Below are 25803 nucleotides of genomic sequence, written 5' to 3'. Positions count from 1 at the left end.
GAAATTCTGTGAGGCACTGCATAATCATGGAAACGTTTACAATTATGATCTATTCAAAGCGTGTTTTCTGAACATAGGAAGATAAAGCGACGGAACGTAAAGTTGTGTTCAAACAAGACGGTCAAATAGAGTTAAACTTTATTCACAGTGACATTTTTGGAAACGATTACTCTAATCGTTAAAAATGGGGGTTCACGCACACTAATAGCGTTTGTCATATTTGCTTAAGCATTGTTTAATAAAATGATTAATAAGATGTAGAGAGCGTCATGGCCACAATCAAAGAAGTCGCAAAAGAAGCTGGCGTTTCAATCGCGACCACATCCCGAGTTATAAACAATGCGCCCCACACCAGTGAGGCCGCTATTGTTGCAGTTCAAGCTGCCATGAAAAAGCTTGGCTATCGACCAAATGCAAACGCACGTGCGCTGGTTAGCAAATCGTCCAACACTGTAGGGATTCTGGTACACGACGTATCTGCTCCGTTCTTTGGGGCTATGGTTAAAGCCATAGATACCATTGCTGCAGAACAAGGCAAACAAATTCTCATTGGTAGCGGATACCACGACCCCGTCAAAGAGCGAAATGCCATCAACCTGCTCATTAGCAGTCGCTGTGAGTCACTTGTCATCCACAGTAAAGGACTGTCAGATGAAGAGCTCACTGAACTTGCCGACGAAATACCTGGAATGATGCTCATTAATCGCTCTGTTCCGGCAATCGCAGATCGCTGCATTGCACTCGATAATTTCAAAGGTTCGTATTTGGCCACTGAGTTTTTGATTAAAAACGGCCACGAGAAAATAGGTTATATCGCCTCCAGCCACGACATCGATGATGCTCATGATCGTAGAGATGGTTACCTAGCGGCACTCAAAGATCACAACATCGAACCCAATGAAGAATTTATAGAGTATGGTGAGCCGGATGAGATTGGCGGTGAACAAGCCATGGTGAACCTACTCGCCAAGAATCTATCGATTACTGCCGTTGCTACTTATAACGATGATATGGCGGCAGGCTGCTTAGCATTAATCCAAGAAAATGGTATTCGAATTCCGGAAGATATGTCTGTTATTGGATTCGATGATGGATTGATCGCTCGTTTTATCTACCCTCGACTAACAACTATTCGTTACCCAATTCAGGTGATGGCTAAACAAGCTGTATTAGAAGCATTGCAAAGAGCCAGCGGGAAAGACGTTGAAAGAGCACAAAACCTATTTGCGCCAATATTAGTAAAACGCTCTTCAGTAAGCAGAAGATAACTGGAGTTAGATCGGTGCTGCGCTACTCAAGAGCGCAGCAATCCGTAGACAGCGTGGTCAACAACCCTGCCATTTAAGTTCTCATTGCGAGTAATTATCCCTTCCAGCGAGAAGCCCAAACGCTCCGCCACATTTCTACTAGCCGTATTTTCCGTAGCAGCACACAGCTGAACCTTCTCCATACCAAGCTCATTAAATGCATAATCGATAAGCCTACCGACGCTGCGCGTTACAATCCCGTTACCTTGTGCCTTTGATGACAGCCAGTAACCTAACTCCACCTTCTTCAGCGACAGGTTGATAGCGTTAAAACTAATGTTTCCTACCAACTCGCCACGATAGATCATGGCACACACCAAAGATTTACCATCCGCGTAATCGTGCAGTGACTGGGTAATAAATCGCTGGAAAAAAGCTTCTGAGTCGGCATGAGGTGGCCACGCTAACCATTGCGCTAAGTAGTCACGTTGATCGTTAACAATCTCCAGATACTGTTCTGCAAAAGAAGGCTGTACCAACGCAAGCTCAATTTCGTTATCAACTTTTAGAGTGAACACCACAAGTCTCCCTTCAACATCTAACTAACAGATTAATCAGAATCTTTTCTTTTAATAGTGGTCTAGTTATACCTGATTAATGAGATTTCACAATTATCAGATTTTTGCGGGACTGATATTTCCACAGAATCACTTGGTTTACGCCGCATAACCTGAGACAATCCGCCGGTAATTCTTATATCAAATGGCTCATTATGAAAATCTTAGTTCGAAACCTTGACCGTGACACAATAGAACACGACGTACGAAAACTGTTTCTAGGCTACGGCCGCGTTGTTGAGTGTACACTGGTGTTGGATAAGGAAACGGGTAAGTCCAAAGGCTTTGCGTTCGTAGATATGCCAAACGAAGATGAAGCGAAAGTGGCGATCAAAGAACTGAACCTTACCATGTTCAATGGCAGCAAGATTCGCGTCAAATTTGCAGGTCACTAATTTGCAGGTCACTAAGACCAATAAGGCCAGTCTAAGACTGGCCTTAACATTTTCTAGCAAAACGTTTCAATATACAGACGCTCTACTTTATCCCTCGCCCATTGCGTTCTACGTAGAAACTTGAGCGATGATTTAATAGAAGGATCATTCGAAAAACAGTTCACTCGAATGATATCGTGTAGCCCAGACCACCCATAATGTTCCACCAATTGAGTAAGAATTTTCTCCAGCTTTAGACCATGTAGTGGGTTGTTTGGTTGTTCAGTGCTCATTAAAAGTTCCAAAATAGTGTGTGGGTGGAATGCGGCGCTATTTCATCATAGGCTCTAGCCAGAAAGCAATCGCATTTGCTGTTGTCTTTCAATACATCGTCTTATGTCACTACTACACTCAGTATTACAGTTACATTATCAATAGCAAACTTCTTACTTTTTAGAATGAAAACTCAGGACTTAACCATGACTACTATCACTTTGGAAACGAACGTCGGCAATATCGACATTGAGCTCAATATAGAAAAAGCCCCTGTTAGTGCCAAAAATTTTCTTAAATATTGCCAAGAAGGTTTTTACCAAGGAACAGTATTTCATCGTGTCATTGACGGGTTCATGATACAAGCTGGCGGTTACAACCAAAATCTTGAAGAAAAGCCGGGGCGCGCACCTATCGTCAACGAGGCCAATCGAGGACTTAAAAATGTGACAGGATCTATAGCGATGGCTCGTACTGAAGCTCCTCATTCTGCAACATCGGAATTTTTCATTAATTTAGCCGACAACGACTTCCTTAATCACACTGCCACCACAAACCGTGGCTGGGGCTATTCGGTTTTCGGCAAAGTGACCGTAGGCATGGATGTGGTCAACGCCATTGGAAAAGTAACAACGCATTCCTACAAAGGGCATGATGATGTCCCTTGTGAACCTATTGTCATTACTAAAGTGGTGGTGAATTAGCCACCATTTGCCCACTTTCATGGCAGTGGATACAAAACTAAGATTTTTGTATTGCAACTCAATAAATATCAACTTAGCCTATGAATAAATGGATAAAAATTTAAGGATCTTAGTGTGAAGCCCTTTGCTGTCGCCCTCCCTCTAACCTTGTTGTTAGCAAGTACAACTGCTAGCGCTCATAGTTTTCAATTTAACGCGGGCGTAGATACCAATAAATCATTTGCCTTTGGCATTGAAGGGTTGGTTTACAACAATTTTCTGCTAGGAGCGCAAGCAAACTTAGGCTCTACTGATGAGTACAATTCAGGCCCTTACAATCACCCAGATATTTCCAATGCCACCTATACCCAAAAACGCTCATTGCAAAGCTACAGTCTCTATGCTGGCTACCAATTAGATACGACTATGCTAAAAGGTCTAGCGTTTAAAGCTGGTGTTTCTCAGATAAGAGCCAATTTCAATGCCGATGTTTACGGTACAGAAAATGGCAATGCAACATCTGAAGTGCTGTATGACATGACTAAGACTAAATACGCGCCGTTCGTTGGGTTGGGTTATCCGGTATCGGATAATATCGTGTTGAGTGTGCACGCTACGTTCGACGGAATCGATACAATCGTTGTTGATGGTAAATCTGAACCTTCAGGCTTTGACAAAACAACGGTTAGCTTTTTAGCTGGTTTCAGGTTTTAATCGTTCTTAAGAAGCAGAGAGCATCCCAACCGGCATGCTCTCCGTACCACCGTATCACATCAAGTAAGTTGTTCGATAAACGATTGCCCACTTTCAGGTAAGCCTGCACCAAAGTATTCAGCAACACTTGCACCAATATCAGCAAGAGTGTTTCGTTCACCCAAATAAACATTCTCTAGACCAAGTTTATGGACCAATAGTGGTACTTTTTCCCTAGTGTGTTGCCCATGACCAATATAGGGGTCATTCCCATGGTCGGCTGTAACCACTAAAATATCCTCATCGTTCATCAATTGCATGATTTTAGCGATTCCAACGTCGCTTTTTTCCAACACCTGCCAATATAAATCTGGATCTTGTCGATGCCCAGATAAATCGGTTTCCTGCACATTGATACAAATAAACCCATGTTTTCGCTTATCAATTTCCTGATAAGCAATAGATAAGATCTGTTCGGTATCCACTAATCCTTTGAAACTCACACCAAGGTCGTTTTCTACAATGTCGGCCACCTTACCAACCAAAACAGTTTCACAATCAATATTGGCGAGTAAATGGGGTACTTGCACTAAATGGTTAACCCCGTACCCTAGGTGTGCGACTTGAAACCCCCTTTCATAAACTCTAGATTTAGGTGCATTAACTCCAATGCACTCTCCACGGACTTCTATCGAATCAATAAGCTGTTCGGTCGCATCAAGTCGCCCTCCAAATACAATGTTTCTTGCTACATCATTATTTGCACGAATAATTCGACCGATATTCAATAAACTATCAAATTCGATACGATTTAAATCCGCAGCAACGTTATACACCTCACCTAATTCAGCTTCCAGATTGTCGCCAATCACTACGGATTGCTCGACCAACAGTACAGCAAGCTCTCCTCTCTTTACTCGCTCAACGAAATACCCCGCCTCTTCAAGGGACTCTTGAATCGTATCAATGGAGTTATGAAATGGATTGACCCTTGGTAATTTAGGTAGCGTTCCCATAAGCTCTTGATGTCCAGCAAATGTGTCGCATCCTTGGTGTTTTAGGTTGATGGTACCGGTGTTGGCGTTAGGGTTTTGTTTAAGGCGCGATACGTTGCAATCAACAACATTATTAAGTCCCAATAACGCTAGAGCGGGTAAATCTCCATTGGGGTAAGAGGCCAGTAGTTTGTATGCGGTATTCGCTCCAATATCTTTGGTTCGGCTTTCATAGACATCATCCATGGCACCAACACCGAATCCATCCAAGACAATAACGATAAATCTACCCATCTATCGCCCCTCCCAGTGAATCATAGCGCCCGATAACCCTTGGGTTCCCAGATTGAATACCATCAACTAAAACCACATCGGAACGAGTGACAAAGACCTGAGTTCGAAATGCCATGATTATCGGTGTACCTATTTTATGGATCCCAGATACTTTTAGGTGATAATCGATAGCGTTCACATCCTCATTGCTAACAGGGAATACCGAACCATCAATCAATGCATGTTCAAGTTGACCACGACGGTAGTAACCACCGCCATAACAATACGACGCACCTTGAAACTGATGAGAAATCTCTGATAAATACAGCATCGCAACTTTTTCAGGCTGACTGCCATCAATGTTAGCTGGGAATGTACCAGTCAAAGCATGCCCCGGCTCACCATGCGTTCCACCTAGCCGTTTAATCATGGTTAAAGTGTTACAACATGTCGCTGAAGGCATGTTAACTTGGTGAGGCACCCCACCCTCTGGCCAATGTTCGATGACTTGATGCAGCGTGTCGACATTCTCTGTTGCCGTAAGCTGCTCACCATCAAACAAAAAGCAAGGGAAATGAGTCACTCCTTCTAGGCGAATCCCCTTCATTTGACCAAGTGTCTCTAACACAGCGTCGACTTCAGCAATCGGAAATCCTGCCTCTTGGTTAACATAAAGCCTGTCCTCGTCACCATAAAACTTCACTAGCACAGGTTGCACTCTGCCGCACTTTGAGGCTGCGTCTGAGATTTGACGTGCTTTATCTAGCGAATAGACGGTCATAACTTCTGGCTTCATCTCTCCCACGATTTGTTCCACCATAGCCGTCGGAGGCTGGACTAAATGACCTACGTGTTGAACTTGGACTCCCGCTAAATGCAAAGCTCGCGCTTCCTTGAAATCCACGGCAACAATTCCGTCATAGCCTAAATCAAGAAGTAGCTGTGCTAAATATGGGTTACGCCCAAACTGTTTGGTCATGCCATACAACTTTAACCCAAGGTCGTTAGCACGCTGCCTTATGACTTTGGCGTTTGCTGTAAATTGTTCGACATCAATGACGTACGAATCCGGTAACAGGTTCCCCTGCTCATGAAGAGCAAGGGTAGCCTGAATCAGTGCGTCGTTTTGATGTTGCAAAGCATTTAAATACATATACTTTTCAATCCACTCATTTATTTTCATTTTTTTGAAGATTAATTTCCAAAAAAATCCAGTTACGACACACTCAGTTTGATTGCATACAGATTGCTCAAAAGAAAACTGATTTCCGTCTCAGGCATCTCTGGTACGCCAGACGCCGAACATAACTGATTGTTCATACTGACAATGTCTGAAAATACGTCGTCATCTTGCATTTCTTTTAGAATCTCAGAGTCCAAGCCTTCTACAATAGGATTGCTTTGTAGTACTCGGTCAATAGCACGTGCAAAATGAGTCATCGCCATCTGAAATTGTTCTGAATCCTCTTTCACATTCCATTCAATCATCAAGATTCCGACAGCCCTCATGGTCGCATCAAACGCGATTTGACTGATTACATTATGCTCCAAAAGAAGAGACATTCGTTGTTTCATAATTTCTCCAAATCTCTGTACAGATAGGTATGAAAAAAGCTGTACACGTATTTATGCAGGAACAAAAAGCCCAAAGACGTAAAGTAGGTTTAACACCACCCCAGTAAGTATTGCCGCTACTGCAGGCGCTGCAATTTTCAAAATTGGACGACCCATTACTTCGTTCAAGTAGTACAACATTGCAAAGATCGTAAACCCGGTCGTGCTACCCATTTTCATCACTGCAAGCACACCCCCAATAAGCAAAGCAAATTCCATTAGCGTGTTCATGCTATTACGAATATTGTCCGAAGCATTTCGAATTGAAGGGAACTGCTCTAAGAAGCGACCAATACCACGAAGCAAGAAGATCTCGATGCAAATTGTAATCGCGCCAAGTACTGCCGCCACAGGTACATTTGGTGAGAGATATCCCACTACAAACACAAACGTAAAGCCAACAACGCCATAGACCCCAGTAGCAAGTGCCGTAGTGGCAATCAGTGGAATAAAACCTAAACCACGCATCATTTCAGACAAAGCGACTTGGTTTAATGCTTCTTTTTGAGCAACAGGATCTTCTATTTTGTAGGCATCTGCTAACGAGTAAATAGAGACTTCTGAACCCGCAAAGATTCCCGACGCAGCGGCGGCGGCTATCAGTGCACCGACAACAGCTAAGTAAGGCATGTTCTTGAAAATTCGCTTAGTTCGCTCTTCAAACAAGCTTCGCATACCACTCATATCTGGAGGGGTAATACCGTTCGCTTTATCTTGAACATCTTTACGAATCGCTATAGCCACAAGCATCACCATACCAACAAAGATCTGAATCGACTCAGGATAGATACCCGTAAACTTCATCACAAACAGTCGTGATAGAAGTATCACAACACCTGCAACAGCCCCTGCTTTCCATCCAAACTGGTAGAAAATAGCTAACAGTGGGAATAACGCAAACGCCGACATGACAGGTGTACCCAACTCACCCAAAGCACCCAGCGCATCAATTGGAAGACCTGTCAGAACCGCATTAACACCAGCCAGACTGGTAACCACTAATACGCCCCAAATGCCGCCCCCAAGCACCGCCATAATGCGGCTCGTTGCCATAACACCTATGATGTCCGTCGGTAAGAAAAGCAGCCACGGGTTAAGAAGGCCAGTCGATAAGGTAAAAGAAATACCCACAGACGCGACAAAACCGATAGACAAACCAAAAGCAACGGAACCAGCATCTCGGCGTGTCATGTTGCCTTCAATCAACTGCGGCAATATGGGTCGTATCCCGTCGTGAAATACGGCGGCCGACATATGTGCGACTAAAGCAGTCATTGCACACAAGGTCGCAATTAGAGCAATGTTGGTGATATCCATAACTACACCTCTCTCGCTAGCAATGTCGCTAACATAGGAACGGCGTGGTCTACGTGCTCAATTGATAATCCAAATGCCTTTTTGCCTTCGGTAATAAATTGAGCAATTTGCTCTTCCTTCGCTTGAATAGCAGGCTTTGCAATCGTGCACGACTCATTGAAGCCGATAATAGCAATAGCCATGCTAAGTGCTGCGCCCGCACCTGTATTGCAAGCCCCGACGTAGTAATCAAGTTCTCCAGCTTTTACTTTCATCGCGGCATCCATGTCGTTGAGAATGTGGCACTCAAACTTTCCTGGTGCCGCCTCTTCTATCTGCGCTTTGATTTGTTCGCGTTGTAAGCCCGCGATTGCGATTGTTTTCATTCTGCTTTCCTTTTATGTTTATCCGTTATTGAAAATTCGGTTTGGATTGTGTTTGAGCATAATTTCGACATCACTTTCGCTTACACCAGAAGCGAACAGTCGAGGAACAAACTCCTCCATTAAGTAGCTAAAACCTAACCCACCATTCGCTTTTAAATGCGAACGTCGAGTTATATCCATCGACAACATAAGTTGCTCGACGTATCCCCTAGCGATCAGGGTATTAATCACTTCAATTCTCTTTTCATCTGGGTAGTAACTGTTCTTACCAATTGTATCGAGCTGCACGTAACACCCGTGATCCAACAAGTAAAGCAAGTCATCAAGGTTATCTCGAAGGTCGCAGTGTCCTATCGTCACCTTCCTAAGGTCGATACCTTCACCACCAAGTAACTGGATCTGTTGCTTCGCCATCGTGCTAAATGAGGTGTGAGTTGAAATAGGCGCGCCTGTTTCTTTGTGAGCAATGGCCGCAGCTAAGAAGACGTTCTTTTCTAGTGGGGAGAATTGGTTTTCGCTGCTCCCAATCTCACCAATCACAGACGCTTTTAGAGAGGTGCCATCCAGAGGCTGTTCAATTTCGTCAATCATGGTTTGGGCAATATCTCGAATCGACAGATTCGCTAAGAAATCCGGAAAGAAACCCTCGATGTAATAGCCAGTCGACAAAACAACATTCATCTCTGACGCCTTAATTAAATCCTCAATAAATTGAGGATTTCTACCCATAAAACGATTAGTCACCTCAACGATATTCCGTACTCCAAGTTTCCTAAGCGAGATAAGCTCCTGTTTAATCAATTCAAATTGATCAAGTTTGCAATCAATATCTCCCTTCTGAGGAGATAAATCGATATGCAGATGCTCATGGCAATAGGTAAAACCGGTTGTGTCGAATGACATCTCATTTTCTCCTTGTTAGCTAGAACCTAATAAGTTGGAATCACTTTACCGGATATCACATCCGTTTGATGCGCTAGTAGCTTCTCGTTATCGACGAATTTCTTTAGCATAGCCTTTAGATAGTCCGAACCTTTTCTAACCATCAATACTGCGATCGACGCCTTTTCAAAATCCGGAATAGACGTTAGCGGCTCTTCGCTAAGGCCCATCGCCTCAATAGAATCTTCTCGTGAGGCATACCAGATTGCAGCATCGATCTCCCCTTTGACAATCTGTTTGAGACATTCGTTATAAGGTACTGGAACCACTTCAATTTCTTGATCTTTAAAGTAGATTTCAGTAAGCAGTTTTTGGTCTGGCGATTCAGCATCAACACCGATTCGTTTAATGTTATTACGCTCCGACTGCCTGTAAATCAATCGATGTTCTGGTACATAACTGTGTGCATCCAACTCTACTGCAATCTCTAAGTCGCCCTCTGCAACATACTTTTCTGACGCCAGTTTGGACATGATAGCGATATCGTAGATACCGTCACTAAGACATTCCGCCCTAACCCCTGCGCCTCTCATATGAGCAAAATACAGGGGCACGTTGTCTATCTGTTGCTTAAGACCAGAGGCCAATCCCTCGTAATGCTTTGTATACGGCAGCGGCATCGCACAAACGATATTACCAATCTCGGATATACCCACCAGCTTATTGAAATTTAGTGAAGAGATAATGGTGCCATTACGCCCTTGACGGCTTAGGTAGACTGCTTCTTCCTTTTCGATAAATTTAATCGCGTTTGCGACATATCCAACGGAACAACCGATGTCAATCGACAGCTCATCAATCGTCTTGAGTCTATCTCCAGCCTCAGTCGTTAACAAATAACGGGCGATATGAATAATGGCCGCTCCGTTTTTCTTTATATAGTTTTGACTACTCATTTTTTATTCTTCATTTTTTTGAGGATTTAATTTAACCATATCAGAACAATAAAAAAAGCAAAGCGCGTCACACTCTTATTAACTACTGACAAAAAGCATTAAAACTGGATTGCCAGTCACCAAAAACGAAAAAAGTGCCGGATTACTCGACACTTTCATCTATTGCTAACCTTACAAGAACAGTGTGGGCTTGATTATCACTCCACCAATTCACCCGCTCCTTGCAGTGAGCGCTGACTGTTTTCTACTAAGAATATCGTTGCCGTCTGCTTTAACATTGCCCACTCGGCATCATCAACAAAAATGCCTTCTACCCAAGCGGCTTGCTGTGAGCTAGAAAGTTCAGTGCTATCGATATGGGTGTTGTATTGGCCCGCTAATGCTGTCTGGTTAAAGTCCTCAATCGACAGTTCAATCGTCATCGAGTGAAGGTCGTCTTCAACAAGGTCGGTGTCAGAAAAATAGAGCTCAGGTGCAACACATCCTCGGTTGAGTACATAAAGAGTGCGTTTGGGCTGACTACCATTGCTCCAATATGCTCTACAAGCAATACCCTTCGCTGCCAGTTTTACCAATTCACTATACGCCAACCAGCGATTGTGACAGTTCAATAATGTCATTTTGAGCTGCTTCTGCCCAACCATCGACTCAAGTGCGAAATCTAAGATCACAGGCAGATGGCACGCTACGCTATTTTGGTGGAGGTCCACCTCCAGTAAACCTGGTTCAACCTTATTGATTTGAACTGCGCAGTCTTGTTCAAGACCTAGGTAGTTACATGCATTGTTAAAATGGCGAATCCCATTAAGTCCAACCATTTGCAGGTCTGCAACCATATTAGCAATCACGTCCGCTTCGCCACAGGAGCGTTTCATTCCCAAAAAAGCTTTGTTTACCGCAGCGACTAATTCATTGTGAGATACGATCATACCAACGTCCTTATGGCGTAATAGAGTTAATGGAAGTCATAGATTGCTCACTAGGCAACAATGGAAAGATCCAATTATCTTGGTAATTCTCATCGCCGATTTCGTCTAGCAATGGGGCACCTTGGAAAAAGGTGACTCGGACCCAGCGGTCAGATCGAGGATCAAACTTCGTCGCCCCAAAGATGGCGAGTTTGCAACGCAATAAATGCATAGGTAGTGACTGTTTATGGAGAACATTCATTTGAATGTCTCCCATCACGCGATTACCTAGCGTCCATACCCTTCTTGCAATAGCTCGATATTGAGGAGAATGCAGCAGAAATTGCGCAATCGACATCTCTTGAGATTGTTGCTCTAACGCTCTGTACAGGTAATACGCTTGTCTACCAATATCAAGCGGTAGTTCTTTATCTGCACCTTGTTCTTCCTCACGAACACCTAAGCGTGGCTCTTCTTTGTCCTGTGACCGATACCAGAACCAATAGTTGTTTTCTGGCATCGAAAAGTCAGTACTAACTGCCCACTGATAACGAGTTTCCAATAACCAAATCAAATCACTGACTTTTTTACCCGTTGGCAAGTACAGCGTTTCATCCGTATTCATCTGATCTGCAAATACATCAACTTGTTCTGGGTAGAGCTCCATCAGACACGCAATAAGGATTTCTTGGGCTTCCATATTCATTAACTGATTTTGTTTGAGCAAATCACCCCAAGTTGAGGCATTTTCAAGATGTGTAGCTAGGTCGTCTACTAGTAAAGACAATTCATCAAGCGCCTGCTGATTTAAGCTGTTTTGCACCTCATTAATCGTTATTACTTGCTCCAAGTGCATAGTCGCTTTGCTAAGCAGAACTTTAAGTTGCGGCAACTTATCTTTATTAGTTTGCTGCGCCAACACCATCGCGAGTGCTTTTTCTCGTGACGTCATCCACTGGTCAACGATGCATGGGTGATTAATCAAATATGGCGCCATACCAAGCCCAGTCGCATTTCCAACGCCCAAGTATCGCTGCAAACCGCGATCTAATGATATCGCTTTATCACCGCCTTGTTGCGTCGCCAAGTAATGCACCCAATCCAAACTGAATTCGCGTAGCAGATACACCGCGCACATTTGGGCGCTGAATGACTGACTAAAGTCATCGTTATCTTCCAGTAACTTAAAGTCAGCAATGCCGAACTTACCATTACCGTAAACTGCCGTTGTACGCAGAATATAACCAACCTCAGCAAGCTCTTTCGCGTCTGGTTGAGTGCCCTTGGCAAGGTGAGAAACAATATGTTCGAAGACTCGAACACTCTTATTGGCGCGAGCTAATACAAGAACATCGTTGGTATTGCGCCCTGCTTCTTGAAGCGGCACATTGGCACGCAGCTTTTCCAACAGAGACACATCAACATCTCCATACACTAGGGCGAATGTCACATCCCATTTCTCCGCGATCACGCGATCATTGCGCTCTTCATCAGCAATCTGGTCACAAAATACCACTAGATGATATACGTGCTTAGGTGTTGCGAGACGGTAAATGACGTGTCCATACCCTTGCGGCGACAACTGCCATTCATGCTTACTCACCTGCCAATTTTGCTGTGCCATTTTGCGGATTAAGCTGCGCACAAAACTGATTCGATTTTGATGCATAGCGCCAAGTCGTTGTGGATTCATTACCACATCAACGCTACGAAGCGGAGTCTCAGTGTAAGTTGAACGATGTACATCCATTTTGCTCACCTGTTTTAATTATAAGAATGATTGGAGCTGTGTGGGGTGTGAACCTAAGCCCACACAGCATTCACGTTATTGAAGAACTATTGTTGTGTTTATAAGCCTTGTTCTTTCGCCAGTTTCATCGCGATTTGCGGAGCATTCCATAGTGAGGGCAACAGCACTAAGGATACTGGTACCGCGGTTATCACGATAAAGGACTGCAGTGCCGAAATGCCGCCCGACCCCAGTGATATTAAGATGATTGCCGTCACCCCCATCATTACTCCCCAGAAGGTACGGACGATGGCATTTGGCTCCGTTTCGCCACTGATGACAACACTGATGGTATAAGTCATCGAATCTCCCGTAGTGACGATGAATATGGTGGTAAGCACTAAGAACAAAATGGAAACTAGCATTGGCATAGGTAGCTGTTGTGTTACTGCGAGTAACGCTCCCGGAAGGTTAAACCCTTCGAATGCTTTACTAACACTACCAGGGTCGGCAATCTCGAACGCAAGTCCAGTCCCACCAACGATGGTGAACCAGAAACAAGTCGCGAATGGCGCCGCAATACTAATGATAGAAATGATTTGGCGAATGCTTCGACCACGTGAGATACGAGCAATAAAAATCGCCATTAGTGGTCCATAACCTAAGAACCAGCCCCAGAAGAATACCGTCCACCAGCTCAGCCACCCTTCATCGCCTCGATATGTCGCCATTGGAATAAAGTTATCCAACATGGTACCCATACCCTGGATATAGCCATTGAAGATAAAGTTAGTTGGACCAAACAGTAGGATGTAAACCATCAGCGCAATAGCTAAGATGACGTTATAACGGCTCAACATCTGCATTCCGCGATTAAGCCCGCTGAGTGCTGATAGCGTGTATAGCACTATCGCGAACAGAATAATGATCAGCTGAGTGGTAAAGCCATCTGGAATATCAAACAGTGCGTTCAATGCATAGCTCACTTGCAGCCCCAGAAAACCAATAGGTCCGATGGTTCCTGCGGCAACTGCAACAATACAACATGCGTCAATCAGAGCACCGGTATGACCTTTCAGCGCACGCTCTCCCAACACTGGATACAGTAAGGTTCGAGGTTTTAAAGGTAAGCCTTTGTCATAGTGCAAATGCATCATAACAATAGAGGTTAAGCTGCCAACAATTGCCCATGACAAGAAGCTCCAGTGCATAAATGACTGCGATAAAGCATTAATCGCAGTTTGCATAACGCTGTCTTGGGGACCGTACAGAGGAGGAGGACTCACATAGTGCGCAATAGGCTCAGCTGCTGCCCAAAATACACCGCCCCCTGCCAGTAAGGTACAGAATAGAATGGCCATCCAGCGAAATGAGTCTAGCTCTGGTTTCACGTTACCACCCAAAATCACCTTGCCTGTTCGCCCTGCTGCGAGACCAAGACCAATAAGAAAAGTGAGTAGTAGTAATATTTGCCAGTAAGGACCAAAAACTTTTACTGACCAGCTAAAACCAGCGTTGACTAGGGAAGAAAGCAGCTCGCCATCATAAAGCGCAAGTGCAACAAACAGAGCGATAAAGCCGCCACTGTACCAAAATGCAGGGTTACTCAACCCCAACTTATCCGATGAAGAGAGTTTACTTTGATGTTCTATCTCCGCGCTTGCAGAAGACGGTGGTGCTGTGTTCATGCCATTGGTTAGATCAGACATACTCTGACTCCAGAAGTTTGTGTTGCTCGCCTTGGGGAAAGCAACCTATGTTGTGTTTAACGCTCACCTATTGTTTTTGTATTGGCGAGCTCTTCCATGTTCGGGTTTACGCTATAGATTTGGCTCCAATCCTTGTTGTAAGAAGTCAAACCAATTAACACCCATAATTTTCCCCGCCTCGACTTCACTAAAGCCATGACGGACTAATCCGTTGTAGATGTTTTCCATTCCTTTGCTGCCGCTGAACCAAGGAAGAGCATCAGGCCAACCTGAGTTAGCAGCCGAGCCTTCGCCATAATCCATGGTTTTTGACCAGCGTCCGTTGCGCATCCACTCCAAAACTTGTTGAGGTTGATTCAGGCAAAGGTCGCTACCGATACCAATGTGGTCGATACCTGCAATATCCGCCGTTTTCTCTACCATTTGGCAGAAATCCTCTAATGAACACTCACTGCCATTGGGTAGATGAAATGGATAAAGGCTAAATCCAATCAGGCCGCCACGCTCGGTAAGGGATTTGATCACCGTGTTCGACTTGTTTCGCAGTGCATCATGAGCGAACGTTGGATTGGCATGACTGATACAAATTGGACGAGCAGAAAGGTCTATCGCCTCCAGCGTTGAACGTTCGGCGCTGTGTGACATATCGATGATCATGCCGACACGGTTCATCTCTTCGATGACTTGCTTACCAAAACGGGTGATGCCTGTGTCGTGCTTTTCGTAACACCCTGTCGCTAATAGGCTTTGGTTGTTGTAGGTCAGTTGCATGATGAGCAGCCCTTGACGGCGCATGACTTCAATTAAGCCAATTTCGTCATCAATCGGAGAACAGTTCTGCGCCCCCATAAAAATGCCAACCTTGCCCGATGCCTTTGCAAGCTCGACATCTGCCATGGAATAAACCGGCATAATGAGGTCGTCGTTTTGCTCGAAACGAAGGTTCCATTCGGCAAATCGAGTCAGTGTCTCACGTGCATTCTCGTGATAAGCGATAGTAACGTGAACAGCGGTAATGCCGCTGGCTTTGAGCGTTTGAAAATACTCTCTGTCCCAATTGCAGTATTGCAATCCGTCTATGACAATCCCTTGCTGGTACATACCCCACCTCTTGCTGTACTCATTGAATTGGTGTTCAAAATGAGTGACGTCACAACGTCACTCTCTCGGCGTCGTGTGATGATTAGTAAGGGCGTTGGTACGCTGTTTTTACTACGGTATAGAACTCTTTTGCATATTGACCTTGCTCACGAGGACCAAAGCTAGACTCTTTACGACCACCAAACGGTACGTGGTAATCTGTGCCTGCTGTTGGCAAGTTCACCATGGCACAACCGGTTTGGATCTGTTGTTTGAAGATGGCACTGTTTCGCAGGCTTTGTGTGATGATGCCACCCGTTAATCCAAATCGTGTGTCGTTCGCTGTTGTGATTGCTTCGTCAAGGTCGGCAACTCGAATAACGCTCGCCATAGGCGCAAACACCTCTTCTTGGTTCACTTCCCACTCATTCTTAGTGTTCAAGAACAGTGTTGGTGACATGTAGTAACCCTCATGCGCAAGATTCAGACGTTCTCCGCCAAATGCTAGCTCTGCTCCACTTTGACGAGCTTTTTCAATCCACCCAAAGTTTGCCTCTAACTGGTTGCCATCGACGACAGGTCCCATAAAGATGCCTTCTTCAAGTGCGTGGCCTACTTTTAGTTCGCTCATGCGCTTAATGAGTGCTTCAACATATTGGTCATGAATGCCATCCATCACCACAAGACGAGAAGACGCAGTACACTTTTGGCCTGCGCCAGAGAAAGAACCAGCAATCGTCGCCTCTACTGCAATCTGAATATCAGCATCGTCTGCAATGACCAGAGCATTTTTGCTACCCATTTCCAACTGGCAACGAACAAAATTCGGGGCGGTTGCGGCGGCCACTTTACGTCCCGTTTCAACAGAACCCGTGAAGCTGACGCCGTTCACATCTGTTGAATTGATCAAAGTGTTACCCACTTCAGAACCACTACCTAACACCAAGTTAAACGTGCCAGCAGGTATGCCTTGACGATGGATAATTTCCGTTAAAGCCACCGCACTCGCTGGAGTAAGATTCGCAGGTTTCCAAATAACGCTGTTACCAAAAGCCAATGCAGGTGCAATCTTCCAAGCCGCCGTTGCTGTTGGGAAGTTCCAAGGGGAAATAATCGCAACCACACCAACAGCTTCACGAGTCACTTCCACCGAAACGCCCGGACGCACTGAATCAGCACTGTCACCTATCTGACGTAACACCTCAGCCGCGAAGTATTGGAAGAATTGACCAGCTCGATAGATTTCACCACGACCTTCTAAAAATGGCTTGCCCTCCTCGCGAGAAAGCAAGGTACCAAGTTCATCGCAGCGCGCTATCAGTTCGTCTCCAATTGCTTGAAGTACCGCTTGCTTGCGTTCAATAGGCGTTTTTTCCCACTCTGGCTGTGCATGTTTAGCTGCGGATATGGCTTGCTGAACCTGCACTTGGCTTGCCTGAGCAAAGTGACCTAGATTTTCAGAAATATCTGATGGGTTAATGTTGGCGATGGTGCTCACACCAGACTGCCACTCCCCTGCGATGTACAAGGCATTTTCAGTTGGAATAGTAAGTTGTTGAGTCATTTGTGCTTTCCTTGTTCTGTAGCGCGCTAGATGGGATCTAGCCGCCAATATTCTGCTTAGCTGATTAGTAAACTGTCGTTACTCTGGTTGCGGCGCGGCTGCGTACACAACAAACTCCACCAGCATTTCTTCTCTCGCTAACCCCGCCACGACCATAGCTGCGCGATTTGGATAAGGTGCTTCAAAGTACTCTGCATAAACTTCATTGACGGTTTTGAGGTACTCTCGGTCTGTCACGTAGATCAACACTTGCAGAACTGAATCTAGAGACGAACCTGCACATTCTAGTGTGTGAGAAAGGTTGTTAAATGTCTGACGGGTTTGTGCTTCAATGCCACCATCAACAACAGCTCCAGTATCATCGATAGGGATCTGCGCGGTATATAATGTGCCATTGTTGACGATCGCCCATTCAAGTGGCGCCTTTGAAGCAAATAGAGAAGTTTTAACTGGAGACTTTTGGGTTTGAAAATTCACGAGCAATCCACCATTTGTAACAACTATGTTTCTTGATGGTTAAATAATGCTACTTGATATTTGATAAATCTAACGGTAAATTTTTTACATTTGATAAGTAAAATCTATCACTTTACAAAAAGTACGGTGACAAAAGGGCTTAAGGAAGTGGTCTAATGAGTATCAAACTTCAACAATTGCGGCATTTTGTGATGGTGGTCGAAGAAGGTGGATTCAGAGCCGCCTCAAATAGAGCCAACCGCTCGCAAGCAGCATTATCCACATCAATAAAAGAACTTGAAAAGAACTTAGGTCAGGCGCTGTTTGAATCCGGGAACAAATCTAAACTCACACCATTTGGCGAGATATGTCTGCCCAAAGTAATCCAGTTCCTTAACGTCTATAGTGCATTAGATAATGATTTACGAGCCGCTGCCGCGGGACAACAGGGACGAGTCAGAATCGCCAGTGTCCCCTCTGTCGCTGCTAAGCTGATTCCCAGTGTATTGGGTACTTTTTGCGAACAATTTCCCAATGTGGAGGTAAGTCTGATTGATGATAACGCCGCTGGTGTCGAAGCACGACTATTGTCAGGGGAAGTCGACTTGGCCCTAGGTAATAGCTCACACCTTGAGGATGGCGCTATCGAGTTTACACCGCTTATCTCAGATCCTATTGGTGTCGTCTGTTTGAAAGACAACCCTATTGCTTCTCAAAACGAAGGCATCGAATGGCAAACTCTGTTACAACAGCCGTTTATCAGAAATGGTACTTGTAAGCTCCTAGACCCAACACCAGCCAGAGCTCTCAGCGAGCAGGCTTTGTATTCCGTCGAAAATATCACCTCTCTTTTCTCTGTATTGGAGCTTGGTATTGGCATTACCACACTGCCAAAACTTGCCTTTCCCACTAATGAAACTCGCTTAGTCTGGCTTCCTCTGATCGACCCACCTTTACAAAGGCAAATCGGGATATTTCGCCTTACTGAGCGAACGATTTCCCCTCAAGCACAAGCATTCCATGACTTATGTGTGACTTATTTGAATTATGACAATTAGCGGACATCAAGCACCTACACAACACTCAAAAGGATGTTCAGAAAAACCTAGCATTGCGCTAGGTTTTTCATTACGTTACATAGCTTGAGCAAATAGCTTAAGGATTTCTTCTCGTGTAGGAACTCTAGGGTTGCCTCCAAGACATGGGTCAGCCAGAGTCTTATCTAACCAAAGAGCAAAATCACTTTCTTGAATGCCTAGCTCTGCTAAGCCATTTGGAATTTGCACGCGCTGTGAAAGCTGACGAATTCTCGCTATTGCAGCTTTCGCCGCAGATTCATCATCTAAGTCCGCAGTACTCGAACCCATGGCTTCGGCAATCGCTCTAAACGGTTGCGGACGTGTCTGAGCATTGAACTCACACACTTCCGGTAACAAGATAGCATTACAAACACCATGAGGAAGGTTATGTGTAGCACCTGGTTGATGAGCCATGGCGTGAACCAAACCTAAACCAGCGCTGTTAAACGCCATACCCGCAAGAAACTGAGCACAAGCTAATTGTTCACGCGCCTCTAGATTCTGGCCATCATCTACCGCAACAGGTAACCATTTATTGATGAGGCGAATTGCTTCTAAAGCCGTCGGTTTAGTTAGTGTATGTGCACCGGGTGTAACATAAGCTTCAATGGCATGGGTGAGCGCATCCATACCCGTGCTAGCGGTTACGCTGCTTGGTAATCCCAACATAAGCTCAGGGTCATTAACCGCCAAATCAGGGATCTGTTTGGCATCGATAATCACCATTTTTACTTGCCGTTCTTCGTCAGTAATAACCGAATTAGAGGTCATTTCTGCCGCTGTCCCTGCTGTCGTATTAACCGCGACAAAGTAGTCACCTACAACTCGCACTTTGCCTACACCTTCATAATCACAGATGTCACCGCCATTTGAGGTCACTATGCGTATAGCTTTAGCACAATCTACAGGGCTACCTCCACCTACAGCAATGAAACAGTCACACTGTTCCTTTTGGTACAGATCTACCCCTTCTCTTACTAGTGCAGCCGTCGGGTTTGGTGTCACTTTATCGAACAACACATAATCAATGCTGAGCTGCTCCAATTGAGCCAGTAATGAATCAAGAATTCCCAGTTTAACCAGATTCGCATCTGTCACGATAAGCGCAGTGTTAATCGATTGAGCTTGGATCTCTTGTACCGCATCATTAATAGCGCCAGCCCCAGCTAAACTCAACTTGGGCAAATTTAAAGAAAAAGCCATGGTCATTTCCCTCTACATCTTCAATTAGGTTATTGGTAACTACTGCTCGACTCTCAGTCCATATGACTTGAACTTGCCCAAGACCTTTTGCATTTCAGCATCGTCAAGCACAGGGACATCTGGTGTAATCGCCATTGTTTTCAGATAGAGGTCAGCCAATACTTCGACTTCATGTGCTAGCCACAGTGCTTTTTCTAAATTAGCCTCACCCGCAATAAGTCCATGGTGTTGCAGCAAAATGGCTTTGCTGTTTGCCATCCCTTCTTTGACATACTCGGCTAGTTCGTGACTGCCAAAAGTAGCGTAAGGGACACAAGGGATCTCTGTCGCACCCGACGCAGCAACCATATAATGAATCGCTGGGATTGGTTTGTTCAGAATGGATACCGCCGCACAATTAATGGCGTGATTGTGAACTACCGCGTTAACGTCTTCACGAGTTTGATAACAAGTCAGATGGAAGTGCCACTCTGAGGACGGTAACTTTCCTTCCTCAAAGAACCCATCATGAGTGACATACACAATATGATCGGGTGTGAGTTTGTCGTATGCGATGCCCGTTGGTGTGATCAACATACCGTTATCAAAACGAACACTGACATTTCCAGCAGTGCCTTGGTTCAACCCAAGTCTTGTCATTTCAAGGCAAGTGTCGATGATTTGTTGCGAAAGTTGTTGTCTGTTCATGCTTATAGTTCCTTAAATTCTGTTACGCCTTTCTTGAGAATGATGTTGCCGTATTTTGCCGTTTCGCCTGTAACGACAACGGCGGTGCAACTTCTCACGCGTTCATAAAAAGCAAATCGTTCGATACGCTCAATCATGGTTGCATCAATGTTGTTAGTGTTTATTGCGGTTAGATAGCGATCCTCAACCGAAGGATCTAGCGTATCGCCTTCAACAGCCTGCATCATCGCCAAGGGCTGCTGAACATATTGGTCCAATTCAAATAGTGGGATGATGCCGCTTAGTAGCGTGCTAACTCGAATACCATCAGCCCTAATAACGTTGGAATTAAAGCTCGCAGCCGGAAAATGTGCGTCTGCAAGTAAGATTTCGTCTCCGTGTCCCATGCCTGCTAATGTTGCAATTAACTGCGGAGATAGCGCCGGATGAATTCCTTTAAGCATATTCTGGCTCCTTCTTTGTGCTCATTAGGTGATTACGTGGTTCGACTCTCGTTGTCGGCGATTTCATGGCATTTTGAGCCTCAGATAACGAGTTAAAATGACCAACACCGTAAAACGCCACCATTGCAGCTCCAGTTACCGTCGCCTCTGCTTGGTCGACGATTAATAGTGGCTTTTGAATGGCATCGGCACGCAGTTGGTTCCAGAGCGTATTCTTTGTCCCTCCACCTACGGCAATAACGGGTAAACTTCCTAAATGGCAACGCTCTGCAAGGTAATCAAAGTTACGTTTGAACTGCAGACTTAACCCTTCAAAAACAGCTCGGGTAACCTGTCCTCTCGTGGTGTGAATAGACAAACCTTCAATAGCACCGTTACCTTGTCCTCCAGCGTCGACAGAAAAATCTGGATTAAAGCGAACATTCCCTGCTCCAGGGCCGGCGGACTCAGCTTCTGAAATCATGATCTGATAAAGTTCGCTGCTGTCTTTTTCCGCTTGATAAAAGTGGTTAACAACCCACTCAATAACAGCGCTGGACAACCATTGGATAGCCGGGTTGTATACCCCTTGAACCGCATCCAATTCGACTGTTAGTCCTTTTTCAAGAGAGTCTCTATCCACCTTGGGCTTCGACGAACGAGCCATGAGAATTTCCCATGTACCTGAACTTAAAAACGCTTGGTCTTGTTCAGCACCAGAACCAATTAACGCAAACTGAGTATCATGTCCGGTAGAAACGACTGGAGTCGACTTTGGTAATCCCAACAGCTCAGCCACCTCATCGAGTACCAACCCAGCCTGACAACCGGCATCTATTAGGTTCGGAAAGTGCTCAGCACTTAAATCTAGGTATGACAATGTCTTATCATCCCAATTACCATCACCTAGACTTGTTAGCATTGAGGTACCAGCCATGGTTCGATCTGTGGTCAGTTCTCCGGTTAACTTGTGAGTTAGCATCGAGGAAATGAACACAAACTTGTCCATCGATTGATAGATCTTCGGCTCGTTATCTTTAAGCCAACGAAGCTTGTAGAGCGTATTGAAGCTGTAGTCGCCAACCCCATTACTTTGGTAGAGAGCTAGTCTGTCGGTCTCTGTCTCTACTTGCGACATCACAGGTACCGTTCTCGGACATTTCCAAGAAATAATTGGATAGATTTGTTGAGCGCTTTTCGAATACGGTGCACCATCAACCCCGAACGTGGTTACTGTCACCGCCACTATCTGCTCTGCATTCAGTTGGCTAGTAACCGCGGTGCAGCACCTGACCAGCTTGCTCCATATCTCTGCAAAATCCCACACATGGTATTGGTTTTCAGAACCCGATAACTGAGTGTTGTTTTTGATGTAGTGCGAAGCGAGTATTTGTCCGTTATCGGAGACGGCAATGGCTCTAATATTGGTAGCGCCACAATCCAAAACTATTACTACTGACATAACGCGATCCTATAGGCGGGTTTCCCCGCCTTACCTAGTTACTTATATAGAGGGCCAAAGTTGGCACAAGCTCGGTAGTCTTGACCTTCCGCATCCTGACCAAATGCGCTCCAAGTATGCGGGCGGAAAATCTCGCTCGACTCAACGTTATGCATAGACACCGGAATACGTAGCATGGAAGCTAAGGTAATGAGATCCGCCCCGATATGACCATGAGTGATAACGCAGTGGTTCGCACCCCAATTAGCCATGACCGAGTACACGTCTCTAAATGCGCCAGTGCCAGTGAGTCTTGGAACAAACCACGTCGTTGGCCATGTTGGGTTGGTACGCTCATTCAACGTATTGTGAACATTGCCAGGAAGCGTGATGGAATGCCCTTCCGCAATTTGTAGCACTGGGCCAACACCCTTAATGAGATTGATTCTGTGCATAGTGAATGGCATGTCACCATGTGTTAGGAAGTTCGAAGAGAAACCGCCCCCACGGAAGTATTCACTTATTGCAGGTGGCCATTGAGTAGCATCTAGGCATTGTTGCGCATCTTCAACCGTCATATCCCAATGAGGCTTGATAACAGGTTTGCCTTGCTCATCTTTTGCTTCGCCACTGCCATCTAACGCAGCGGAACCGGAGTTAACAAGGTGAATGAAACCAGATTCTGGTTTGTAGCCACTCACTCGTTCTACCGCACTATCAGACCAATAGGTTCGAACATCGCAAAAAACCTGAGCTTGACCGGTAAGCATCTTGCCAAACAGCATGTTTACGCCGTTCAAACTATCATTCTCTGTAGCTAGGGCAAACGGTTCACGGAGTCCATTCCAGTCAAAAGACGAGTTAAGGATCGCTTCGCTAAAGTCACCGTTTGGCAAATGATCAGTCCAGTGGCGTTGACCTTGGAAGCCGCCCACTACGGCGTTGTGTCCCATTGCTTCTTCGCCAAAGCCTAACTGCGCTAGTTTAGGGTTACCTATCATGAGATCGCGCATGATCATCGTCATCTTAACGACTGTTTCCCAATCTTGCTGCTTTTGCTCTTCAAGCAACGCTTCGCCGTTATAGTCTTTGCCTTCTTTACAGTTTTCTTTTGTCCATGCTAATGCCAACTCAAACTCATCTTTATCGTAGACTTCACGATCCAAGCGTCGCTTAATTTCAGTCATGTCGACATATTCATTTCTCATTCCCAAATAACGTTGGAAGAAATCTGGATCGACCACCGAACCTGCAATACCCATCGAGACCGAGCCCATGGACAGGTATGACTTGCCTTTGATGGCTGCTACTGTTAAGCCAGCACGGCAGAAACGTAAAATCTTATCCTGAACATCTTGAGGAATAGATGTGTCATCAGCATCTTGCACCTCTTGCCCATAGATAGAAAAAGCGGGTAAACCAAGCTGAGAATGTCCAGCCATGGCCGCGGCTAAGTACACCGCTCCTGGGCGTTCTGTGCCATTAAAGCCCCAAATCGCTTTTGGCATATGTGGATCCATATCGATGGTCTCTGTACCATAGCACCAGCAAGGTGTAACAGTAATTGAGACCCCTACATTCTCGCGACGAAACTTATCTGCACACGCCGCTGCTTCCGCAACACCGCCTATCGTGCTGTCAGCGATAACACATTCAACCGCAGTGCCACATACATGCTTAATGTTTTCTTCAATGAAAGCAGCGAGGTTCTTCGCCATATTCATAGTTTGAACTTCTAGAGACTCGCGAACGCCCATTTGGCGACCATCAATGGTTGGACGAATACCAATTCTTGTTAGGGTTGTAGTCATAATTTTGTTCTCGTTTCCGTTAAATTGAATTACTGCTTAATTTTGTAGCCGTTAAGGCCGAAGTAGATAAGGTATGCAAAGCCAATTAGAGGGATAATGAAGGCAGCTTGAATACCCATCGAATCTGAGATTTGTCCCATAATGGCGGTGAGTACTGCGCCACCTAAGATAGCCATAATCAGACAGCTACCTCCAAATTTTGAATCACTGCCAAGGTCACGAAGTGATAGACCGAAGATGGTGGGGAACATCAATGACATACATGCTGAGATACCAACTAAGGCGTAAGCACCAACCACGCCACCAACAGTCATCAGCATTAGCACGAGAACAGAGGCTACCAAGGCGAGTGCCGCTAATAGTTTCTCCGGTGCGATGTACTTCATTAAACCAACGCATACGAATCTAAAGACACTAAAAGTAATGATTGATACCAACAGGTAAGTGGATGCTTCCGCTTCAGTGCCGCCAACTTGAGTCATCACATAACGAATCGTCCACGACCAACAGCCAATCTGACAACCAACATAAAAGAACTGACCGATCACGCCTTTGACAAAGTGTTTTTTCTGCATCAGGCGACCAAATGTGGCGCGGATAGACATGTCTATGTCGCTCTCAGCAACCGTGTCTTTTGCTGCCGGCATCTTAGTGAACGCAATCGCTAACCAAACAAAGACAATCACCGCCGCCACCATGAGATATGGCATCATTACTGCGTTCAGTTCAGATGTTTGAATCGCAGACAACTCAGCTGAGCTCATGGCGGCGCGTTCTACATCCGTTGCTGGGTTCAATTGAGATAAGATATACACCTTACCGATCACTACCCCAGTAATAGAGCCCACAGGGTTAAAGGCCTGAGCAATGTTTAAACGTCGTGTTGCCGTCTCTTCCGGTCCCATCGCGATAATGTAAGGATTGGCACTGGTCTCAAGGATGGATAGACCACCCGCAAGCACAAACAGCGCCATTAAAAATGGTAGGTATTGCATTGCTTGTGCTGCCGGGTAGAACAGGATGGCTCCACAGGCGAATAGACCTAATCCCAGTAGCACTCCCGCTTTATAACTATAACGTTGAATAAAAAGAGCAGCAGGAAGAGCCAGTACAAAATAGGCTCCGTAAAAGGCGGTTTGTACCAATCCTGATTGCATATCGGTTAATGTAAAGACCTTTCTAAATTGAGCGATCAATACGTCGGTCATATTGTTTGCCAGTCCCCATAAAGCAAAACATGAGGTAAGCAAGATAAACGGTATTAAAATACTCTTAGGTATGACTTCAGAGTTTCCTTTCTTTGATCCACGGTCCGTGGTGGATATTAGTACGTCGGTCATTTTCTTTTCCTTTAGATATACTGTACCCTCCAAATTAATGTTGGATACTGTTTCACGTTATTGGATTAAACTAATTATTTTATAT

25 protein-coding genes and 1 pseudogene are annotated in these 25803 nt (G+C 45.1%); 5 read left to right on the top strand and 21 right to left on the bottom strand.

Going from position 1 to position 25803, the window contains the following annotated elements:
- The first annotated feature begins 269 nt into the window (after positions 1–269).
- On the top strand, positions 270–1268 hold the full coding sequence (locus HW45_RS15950) for a substrate-binding domain-containing protein (protein ID WP_006071589.1): 999 nt from the start codon (positions 270–272) through the stop codon (positions 1266–1268).
- Between the two features lie 26 nt (positions 1269–1294).
- On the opposite strand, the gene HW45_RS15945 is transcribed toward HW45_RS15950, so the two are convergent.
- Positions 1295–1825 (bottom strand): GNAT family N-acetyltransferase, encoded by a 531-nt coding sequence (locus HW45_RS15945; RefSeq protein WP_038228113.1) that lies wholly within the window; start codon positions 1823–1825, stop codon positions 1295–1297.
- Positions 1826–2019: 194 nt separating this feature from the next.
- Between HW45_RS15945 and HW45_RS15940 the strand changes: the two genes are divergently transcribed.
- Positions 2020–2259 carry an RNA recognition motif domain-containing protein gene (locus HW45_RS15940; protein ID WP_031495002.1) on the top strand — a complete coding sequence of 80 codons (240 nt, stop codon included), beginning with the start codon at positions 2020–2022 and terminating at the stop codon, positions 2257–2259.
- A gap of 53 nt (positions 2260–2312) precedes the next feature.
- On the opposite strand, the gene HW45_RS15935 is transcribed toward HW45_RS15940, so the two are convergent.
- Positions 2313–2531 (bottom strand): VF530 family DNA-binding protein, encoded by a 219-nt coding sequence (locus HW45_RS15935; RefSeq protein WP_038228109.1) that lies wholly within the window; start codon positions 2529–2531, stop codon positions 2313–2315.
- Between the two features lie 186 nt (positions 2532–2717).
- Between HW45_RS15935 and HW45_RS15930 the strand changes: the two genes are divergently transcribed.
- Positions 2718–3215 (top strand): peptidylprolyl isomerase, encoded by a 498-nt coding sequence (locus HW45_RS15930; RefSeq protein ID WP_038228107.1) that lies wholly within the window; start codon positions 2718–2720, stop codon positions 3213–3215.
- A 114-nt stretch (positions 3216–3329) separates the two neighbouring features.
- Positions 3330–3908, top strand: coding sequence for a hypothetical protein (locus HW45_RS15925; protein ID WP_038228104.1), 579 nt, complete (start codon positions 3330–3332; stop codon positions 3906–3908).
- 59 nt (positions 3909–3967) lie between these two features.
- Here HW45_RS15925 and HW45_RS15920 read toward each other — a convergent pair whose 3' ends face one another.
- The 13 genes and pseudogenes from HW45_RS15920 to HW45_RS15860 all read right to left on the bottom strand — a co-directional run bounded on the left by HW45_RS15920 (position 3968) and on the right by HW45_RS15860 (position 17756).
- Positions 3968–5176 carry a phosphopentomutase gene (locus HW45_RS15920; protein WP_038228101.1) on the bottom strand — a complete coding sequence of 403 codons (1209 nt, stop codon included), beginning with the start codon at positions 5174–5176 and terminating at the stop codon, positions 3968–3970.
- Complete coding sequence (locus tag HW45_RS15915) at positions 5169–6308, bottom strand: YhfX family PLP-dependent enzyme (protein ID WP_038228565.1); 1140 nt, start codon at positions 6306–6308, stop codon at positions 5169–5171. Before HW45_RS15915 ends, HW45_RS15920 begins: the two co-directional genes overlap by 8 nt.
- Positions 6309–6370: 62 nt before the next feature.
- Positions 6371–6730 carry a hypothetical protein gene (locus HW45_RS15910; protein WP_006071582.1) on the bottom strand — a complete coding sequence of 120 codons (360 nt, stop codon included), beginning with the start codon at positions 6728–6730 and terminating at the stop codon, positions 6371–6373.
- A 51-nt stretch (positions 6731–6781) separates the two neighbouring features.
- A complete protein-coding gene (locus HW45_RS15905; protein ID WP_006071581.1) occupies positions 6782–8086 on the bottom strand; it encodes a YhfT family protein in 1305 nt (434 codons plus the stop codon).
- 2 nt (positions 8087–8088) lie between these two features.
- Complete coding sequence (locus tag HW45_RS15900; protein ID WP_031494231.1) at positions 8089–8451, bottom strand: DUF2620 domain-containing protein; 363 nt, start codon at positions 8449–8451, stop codon at positions 8089–8091.
- Positions 8452–8469: 18 nt separating this feature from the next.
- Positions 8470–9354 carry a hydrolase gene (locus tag HW45_RS15895; RefSeq protein WP_038228099.1) on the bottom strand — a complete coding sequence of 295 codons (885 nt, stop codon included), beginning with the start codon at positions 9352–9354 and terminating at the stop codon, positions 8470–8472.
- Positions 9355–9380: 26 nt separating this feature from the next.
- A complete protein-coding gene (gene yhfZ, locus HW45_RS15890; protein ID WP_038228096.1) occupies positions 9381–10289 on the bottom strand; it encodes a GntR family transcriptional regulator YhfZ in 909 nt (302 codons plus the stop codon).
- A gap of 197 nt (positions 10290–10486) precedes the next feature.
- On the bottom strand, positions 10487–11218 hold the full coding sequence (locus HW45_RS15885; RefSeq protein ID WP_038228093.1) for a DUF3726 domain-containing protein: 732 nt from the start codon (positions 11216–11218) through the stop codon (positions 10487–10489).
- 10 nt (positions 11219–11228) lie between these two features.
- Complete coding sequence (locus HW45_RS15880) at positions 11229–12947, bottom strand: hypothetical protein (RefSeq protein ID WP_038228091.1); 1719 nt, start codon at positions 12945–12947, stop codon at positions 11229–11231.
- A 98-nt stretch (positions 12948–13045) separates the two neighbouring features.
- Positions 13046–14569 (bottom strand): annotated as a pseudogene (locus HW45_RS15875) (BCCT family transporter); the annotation flags it as partial.
- Between the two features lie 177 nt (positions 14570–14746).
- Positions 14747–15736 (bottom strand): membrane dipeptidase, encoded by a 990-nt coding sequence (locus tag HW45_RS15870; RefSeq protein WP_006071574.1) that lies wholly within the window; start codon positions 15734–15736, stop codon positions 14747–14749.
- Between the two features lie 82 nt (positions 15737–15818).
- Positions 15819–17279 (bottom strand): aldehyde dehydrogenase family protein, encoded by a 1461-nt coding sequence (locus HW45_RS15865; protein WP_038228085.1) that lies wholly within the window; start codon positions 17277–17279, stop codon positions 15819–15821.
- Positions 17280–17357: 78 nt separating this feature from the next.
- Positions 17358–17756, bottom strand: coding sequence for a RidA family protein (locus HW45_RS15860; protein ID WP_038228083.1), 399 nt, complete (start codon positions 17754–17756; stop codon positions 17358–17360).
- Between the two features lie 155 nt (positions 17757–17911).
- On the opposite strand from HW45_RS15860, the gene HW45_RS15855 reads away from it, so the two are divergent.
- Positions 17912–18793: a LysR family transcriptional regulator gene (locus HW45_RS15855; protein ID WP_038228081.1), complete on the top strand. Its 882-nt coding sequence runs from the start codon at positions 17912–17914 to the stop codon at positions 18791–18793.
- Positions 18794–18868: 75 nt separating this feature from the next.
- Here HW45_RS15855 and fucO read toward each other — a convergent pair whose 3' ends face one another.
- From fucO to fucP, 6 genes are read right to left on the bottom strand one after another with little or no spacing between them, the layout of a single operon-like run.
- Positions 18869–20017, bottom strand: a complete 1149-nt coding sequence (fucO, locus tag HW45_RS15850; RefSeq protein ID WP_038228078.1) for a lactaldehyde reductase — start codon at positions 20015–20017, stop codon at positions 18869–18871.
- Positions 20018–20056: 39 nt separating this feature from the next.
- Complete coding sequence (fucA, locus tag HW45_RS15845) at positions 20057–20704, bottom strand: L-fuculose-phosphate aldolase (protein ID WP_038228076.1); 648 nt, start codon at positions 20702–20704, stop codon at positions 20057–20059.
- Between the two features lie 2 nt (positions 20705–20706).
- Positions 20707–21147, bottom strand: a complete 441-nt coding sequence (gene fucU / locus HW45_RS15840) for an L-fucose mutarotase (protein WP_038228073.1) — start codon at positions 21145–21147, stop codon at positions 20707–20709.
- Positions 21140–22588, bottom strand: a complete 1449-nt coding sequence (gene fucK, locus HW45_RS15835; protein ID WP_038228070.1) for an L-fuculokinase — start codon at positions 22586–22588, stop codon at positions 21140–21142. The genes fucU and fucK overlap by 8 nt, the downstream gene beginning before the upstream one ends.
- Before the next feature lie 38 nt (positions 22589–22626).
- Positions 22627–24378 (bottom strand): L-fucose isomerase, encoded by a 1752-nt coding sequence (gene fucI, locus HW45_RS15830; protein ID WP_038228067.1) that lies wholly within the window; start codon positions 24376–24378, stop codon positions 22627–22629.
- A gap of 29 nt (positions 24379–24407) precedes the next feature.
- Complete coding sequence (gene fucP, locus HW45_RS15825) at positions 24408–25718, bottom strand: L-fucose:H+ symporter permease (protein ID WP_038228065.1); 1311 nt, start codon at positions 25716–25718, stop codon at positions 24408–24410.
- Between the last annotated feature and the right edge of the window lie 85 nt (positions 25719–25803).

The sequence above is a fragment of the Vibrio sp. ER1A genome (assembly GCF_000733315.1).
Taxonomy (GTDB): Bacteria; Pseudomonadota; Gammaproteobacteria; order Enterobacterales; family Vibrionaceae; genus Vibrio; species Vibrio mediterranei.
The sequence above is the reverse complement of the archived record's forward strand: the minus strand, read 5'-3'. Positions and strand labels throughout refer to the sequence as shown.

Bases quoted from the DNA above. Each gene is read 5' to 3' on its own strand.
- HW45_RS15865 (WP_038228085.1), bottom strand. From the start codon at position 17,279: ATGACTCAACAACTTACTATTCCAACTGAAAATGCCTTGTACATCGCA.
- fucA (WP_038228076.1), bottom strand. From the start codon at position 20,704: ATGAACAGACAACAACTTTCGCAACAAATCATCGACACTTGCCTTGAA.
- fucU (WP_038228073.1), bottom strand. From the start codon at position 21,147: ATGCTTAAAGGAATTCATCCGGCGCTATCTCCGCAGTTAATTGCAACA.
- fucK (WP_038228070.1), bottom strand. From the start codon at position 22,588: ATGTCAGTAGTAATAGTTTTGGATTGTGGCGCTACCAATATTAGAGCC.
- HW45_RS15855 (WP_038228081.1), top strand. From the start codon at position 17,912: ATGAGTATCAAACTTCAACAATTGCGGCATTTTGTGATGGTGGTCGAA.
- HW45_RS15880 (WP_038228091.1), bottom strand. From the start codon at position 12,947: ATGGATGTACATCGTTCAACTTACACTGAGACTCCGCTTCGTAGCGTT.
- yhfZ (WP_038228096.1), bottom strand. From the start codon at position 10,289: ATGAGTAGTCAAAACTATATAAAGAAAAACGGAGCGGCCATTATTCAT.
- HW45_RS15930 (WP_038228107.1), top strand. From the start codon at position 2,718: ATGACTACTATCACTTTGGAAACGAACGTCGGCAATATCGACATTGAG.
- HW45_RS15900 (WP_031494231.1), bottom strand. From the start codon at position 8,451: ATGAAAACAATCGCAATCGCGGGCTTACAACGCGAACAAATCAAAGCG.
- HW45_RS15920 (WP_038228101.1), bottom strand. From the start codon at position 5,176: ATGGGTAGATTTATCGTTATTGTCTTGGATGGATTCGGTGTTGGTGCC.
- HW45_RS15870 (WP_006071574.1), bottom strand. From the start codon at position 15,736: ATGTACCAGCAAGGGATTGTCATAGACGGATTGCAATACTGCAATTGG.
- HW45_RS15910 (WP_006071582.1), bottom strand. From the start codon at position 6,730: ATGAAACAACGAATGTCTCTTCTTTTGGAGCATAATGTAATCAGTCAA.
- fucI (WP_038228067.1), bottom strand. From the start codon at position 24,378: ATGACTACAACCCTAACAAGAATTGGTATTCGTCCAACCATTGATGGT.
- HW45_RS15950 (WP_006071589.1), top strand. From the start codon at position 270: ATGGCCACAATCAAAGAAGTCGCAAAAGAAGCTGGCGTTTCAATCGCG.
- fucO (WP_038228078.1), bottom strand. From the start codon at position 20,017: ATGGCTTTTTCTTTAAATTTGCCCAAGTTGAGTTTAGCTGGGGCTGGC.
- HW45_RS15915 (WP_038228565.1), bottom strand. From the start codon at position 6,308: ATGTATTTAAATGCTTTGCAACATCAAAACGACGCACTGATTCAGGCT.
- fucP (WP_038228065.1), bottom strand. From the start codon at position 25,718: ATGACCGACGTACTAATATCCACCACGGACCGTGGATCAAAGAAAGGA.
- HW45_RS15940 (WP_031495002.1), top strand. From the start codon at position 2,020: ATGAAAATCTTAGTTCGAAACCTTGACCGTGACACAATAGAACACGAC.
- HW45_RS15885 (WP_038228093.1), bottom strand. From the start codon at position 11,218: ATGATCGTATCTCACAATGAATTAGTCGCTGCGGTAAACAAAGCTTTT.
- HW45_RS15905 (WP_006071581.1), bottom strand. From the start codon at position 8,086: ATGGATATCACCAACATTGCTCTAATTGCGACCTTGTGTGCAATGACT.
- HW45_RS15935 (WP_038228109.1), bottom strand. From the start codon at position 2,531: ATGAGCACTGAACAACCAAACAACCCACTACATGGTCTAAAGCTGGAG.
- HW45_RS15895 (WP_038228099.1), bottom strand. From the start codon at position 9,354: ATGTCATTCGACACAACCGGTTTTACCTATTGCCATGAGCATCTGCAT.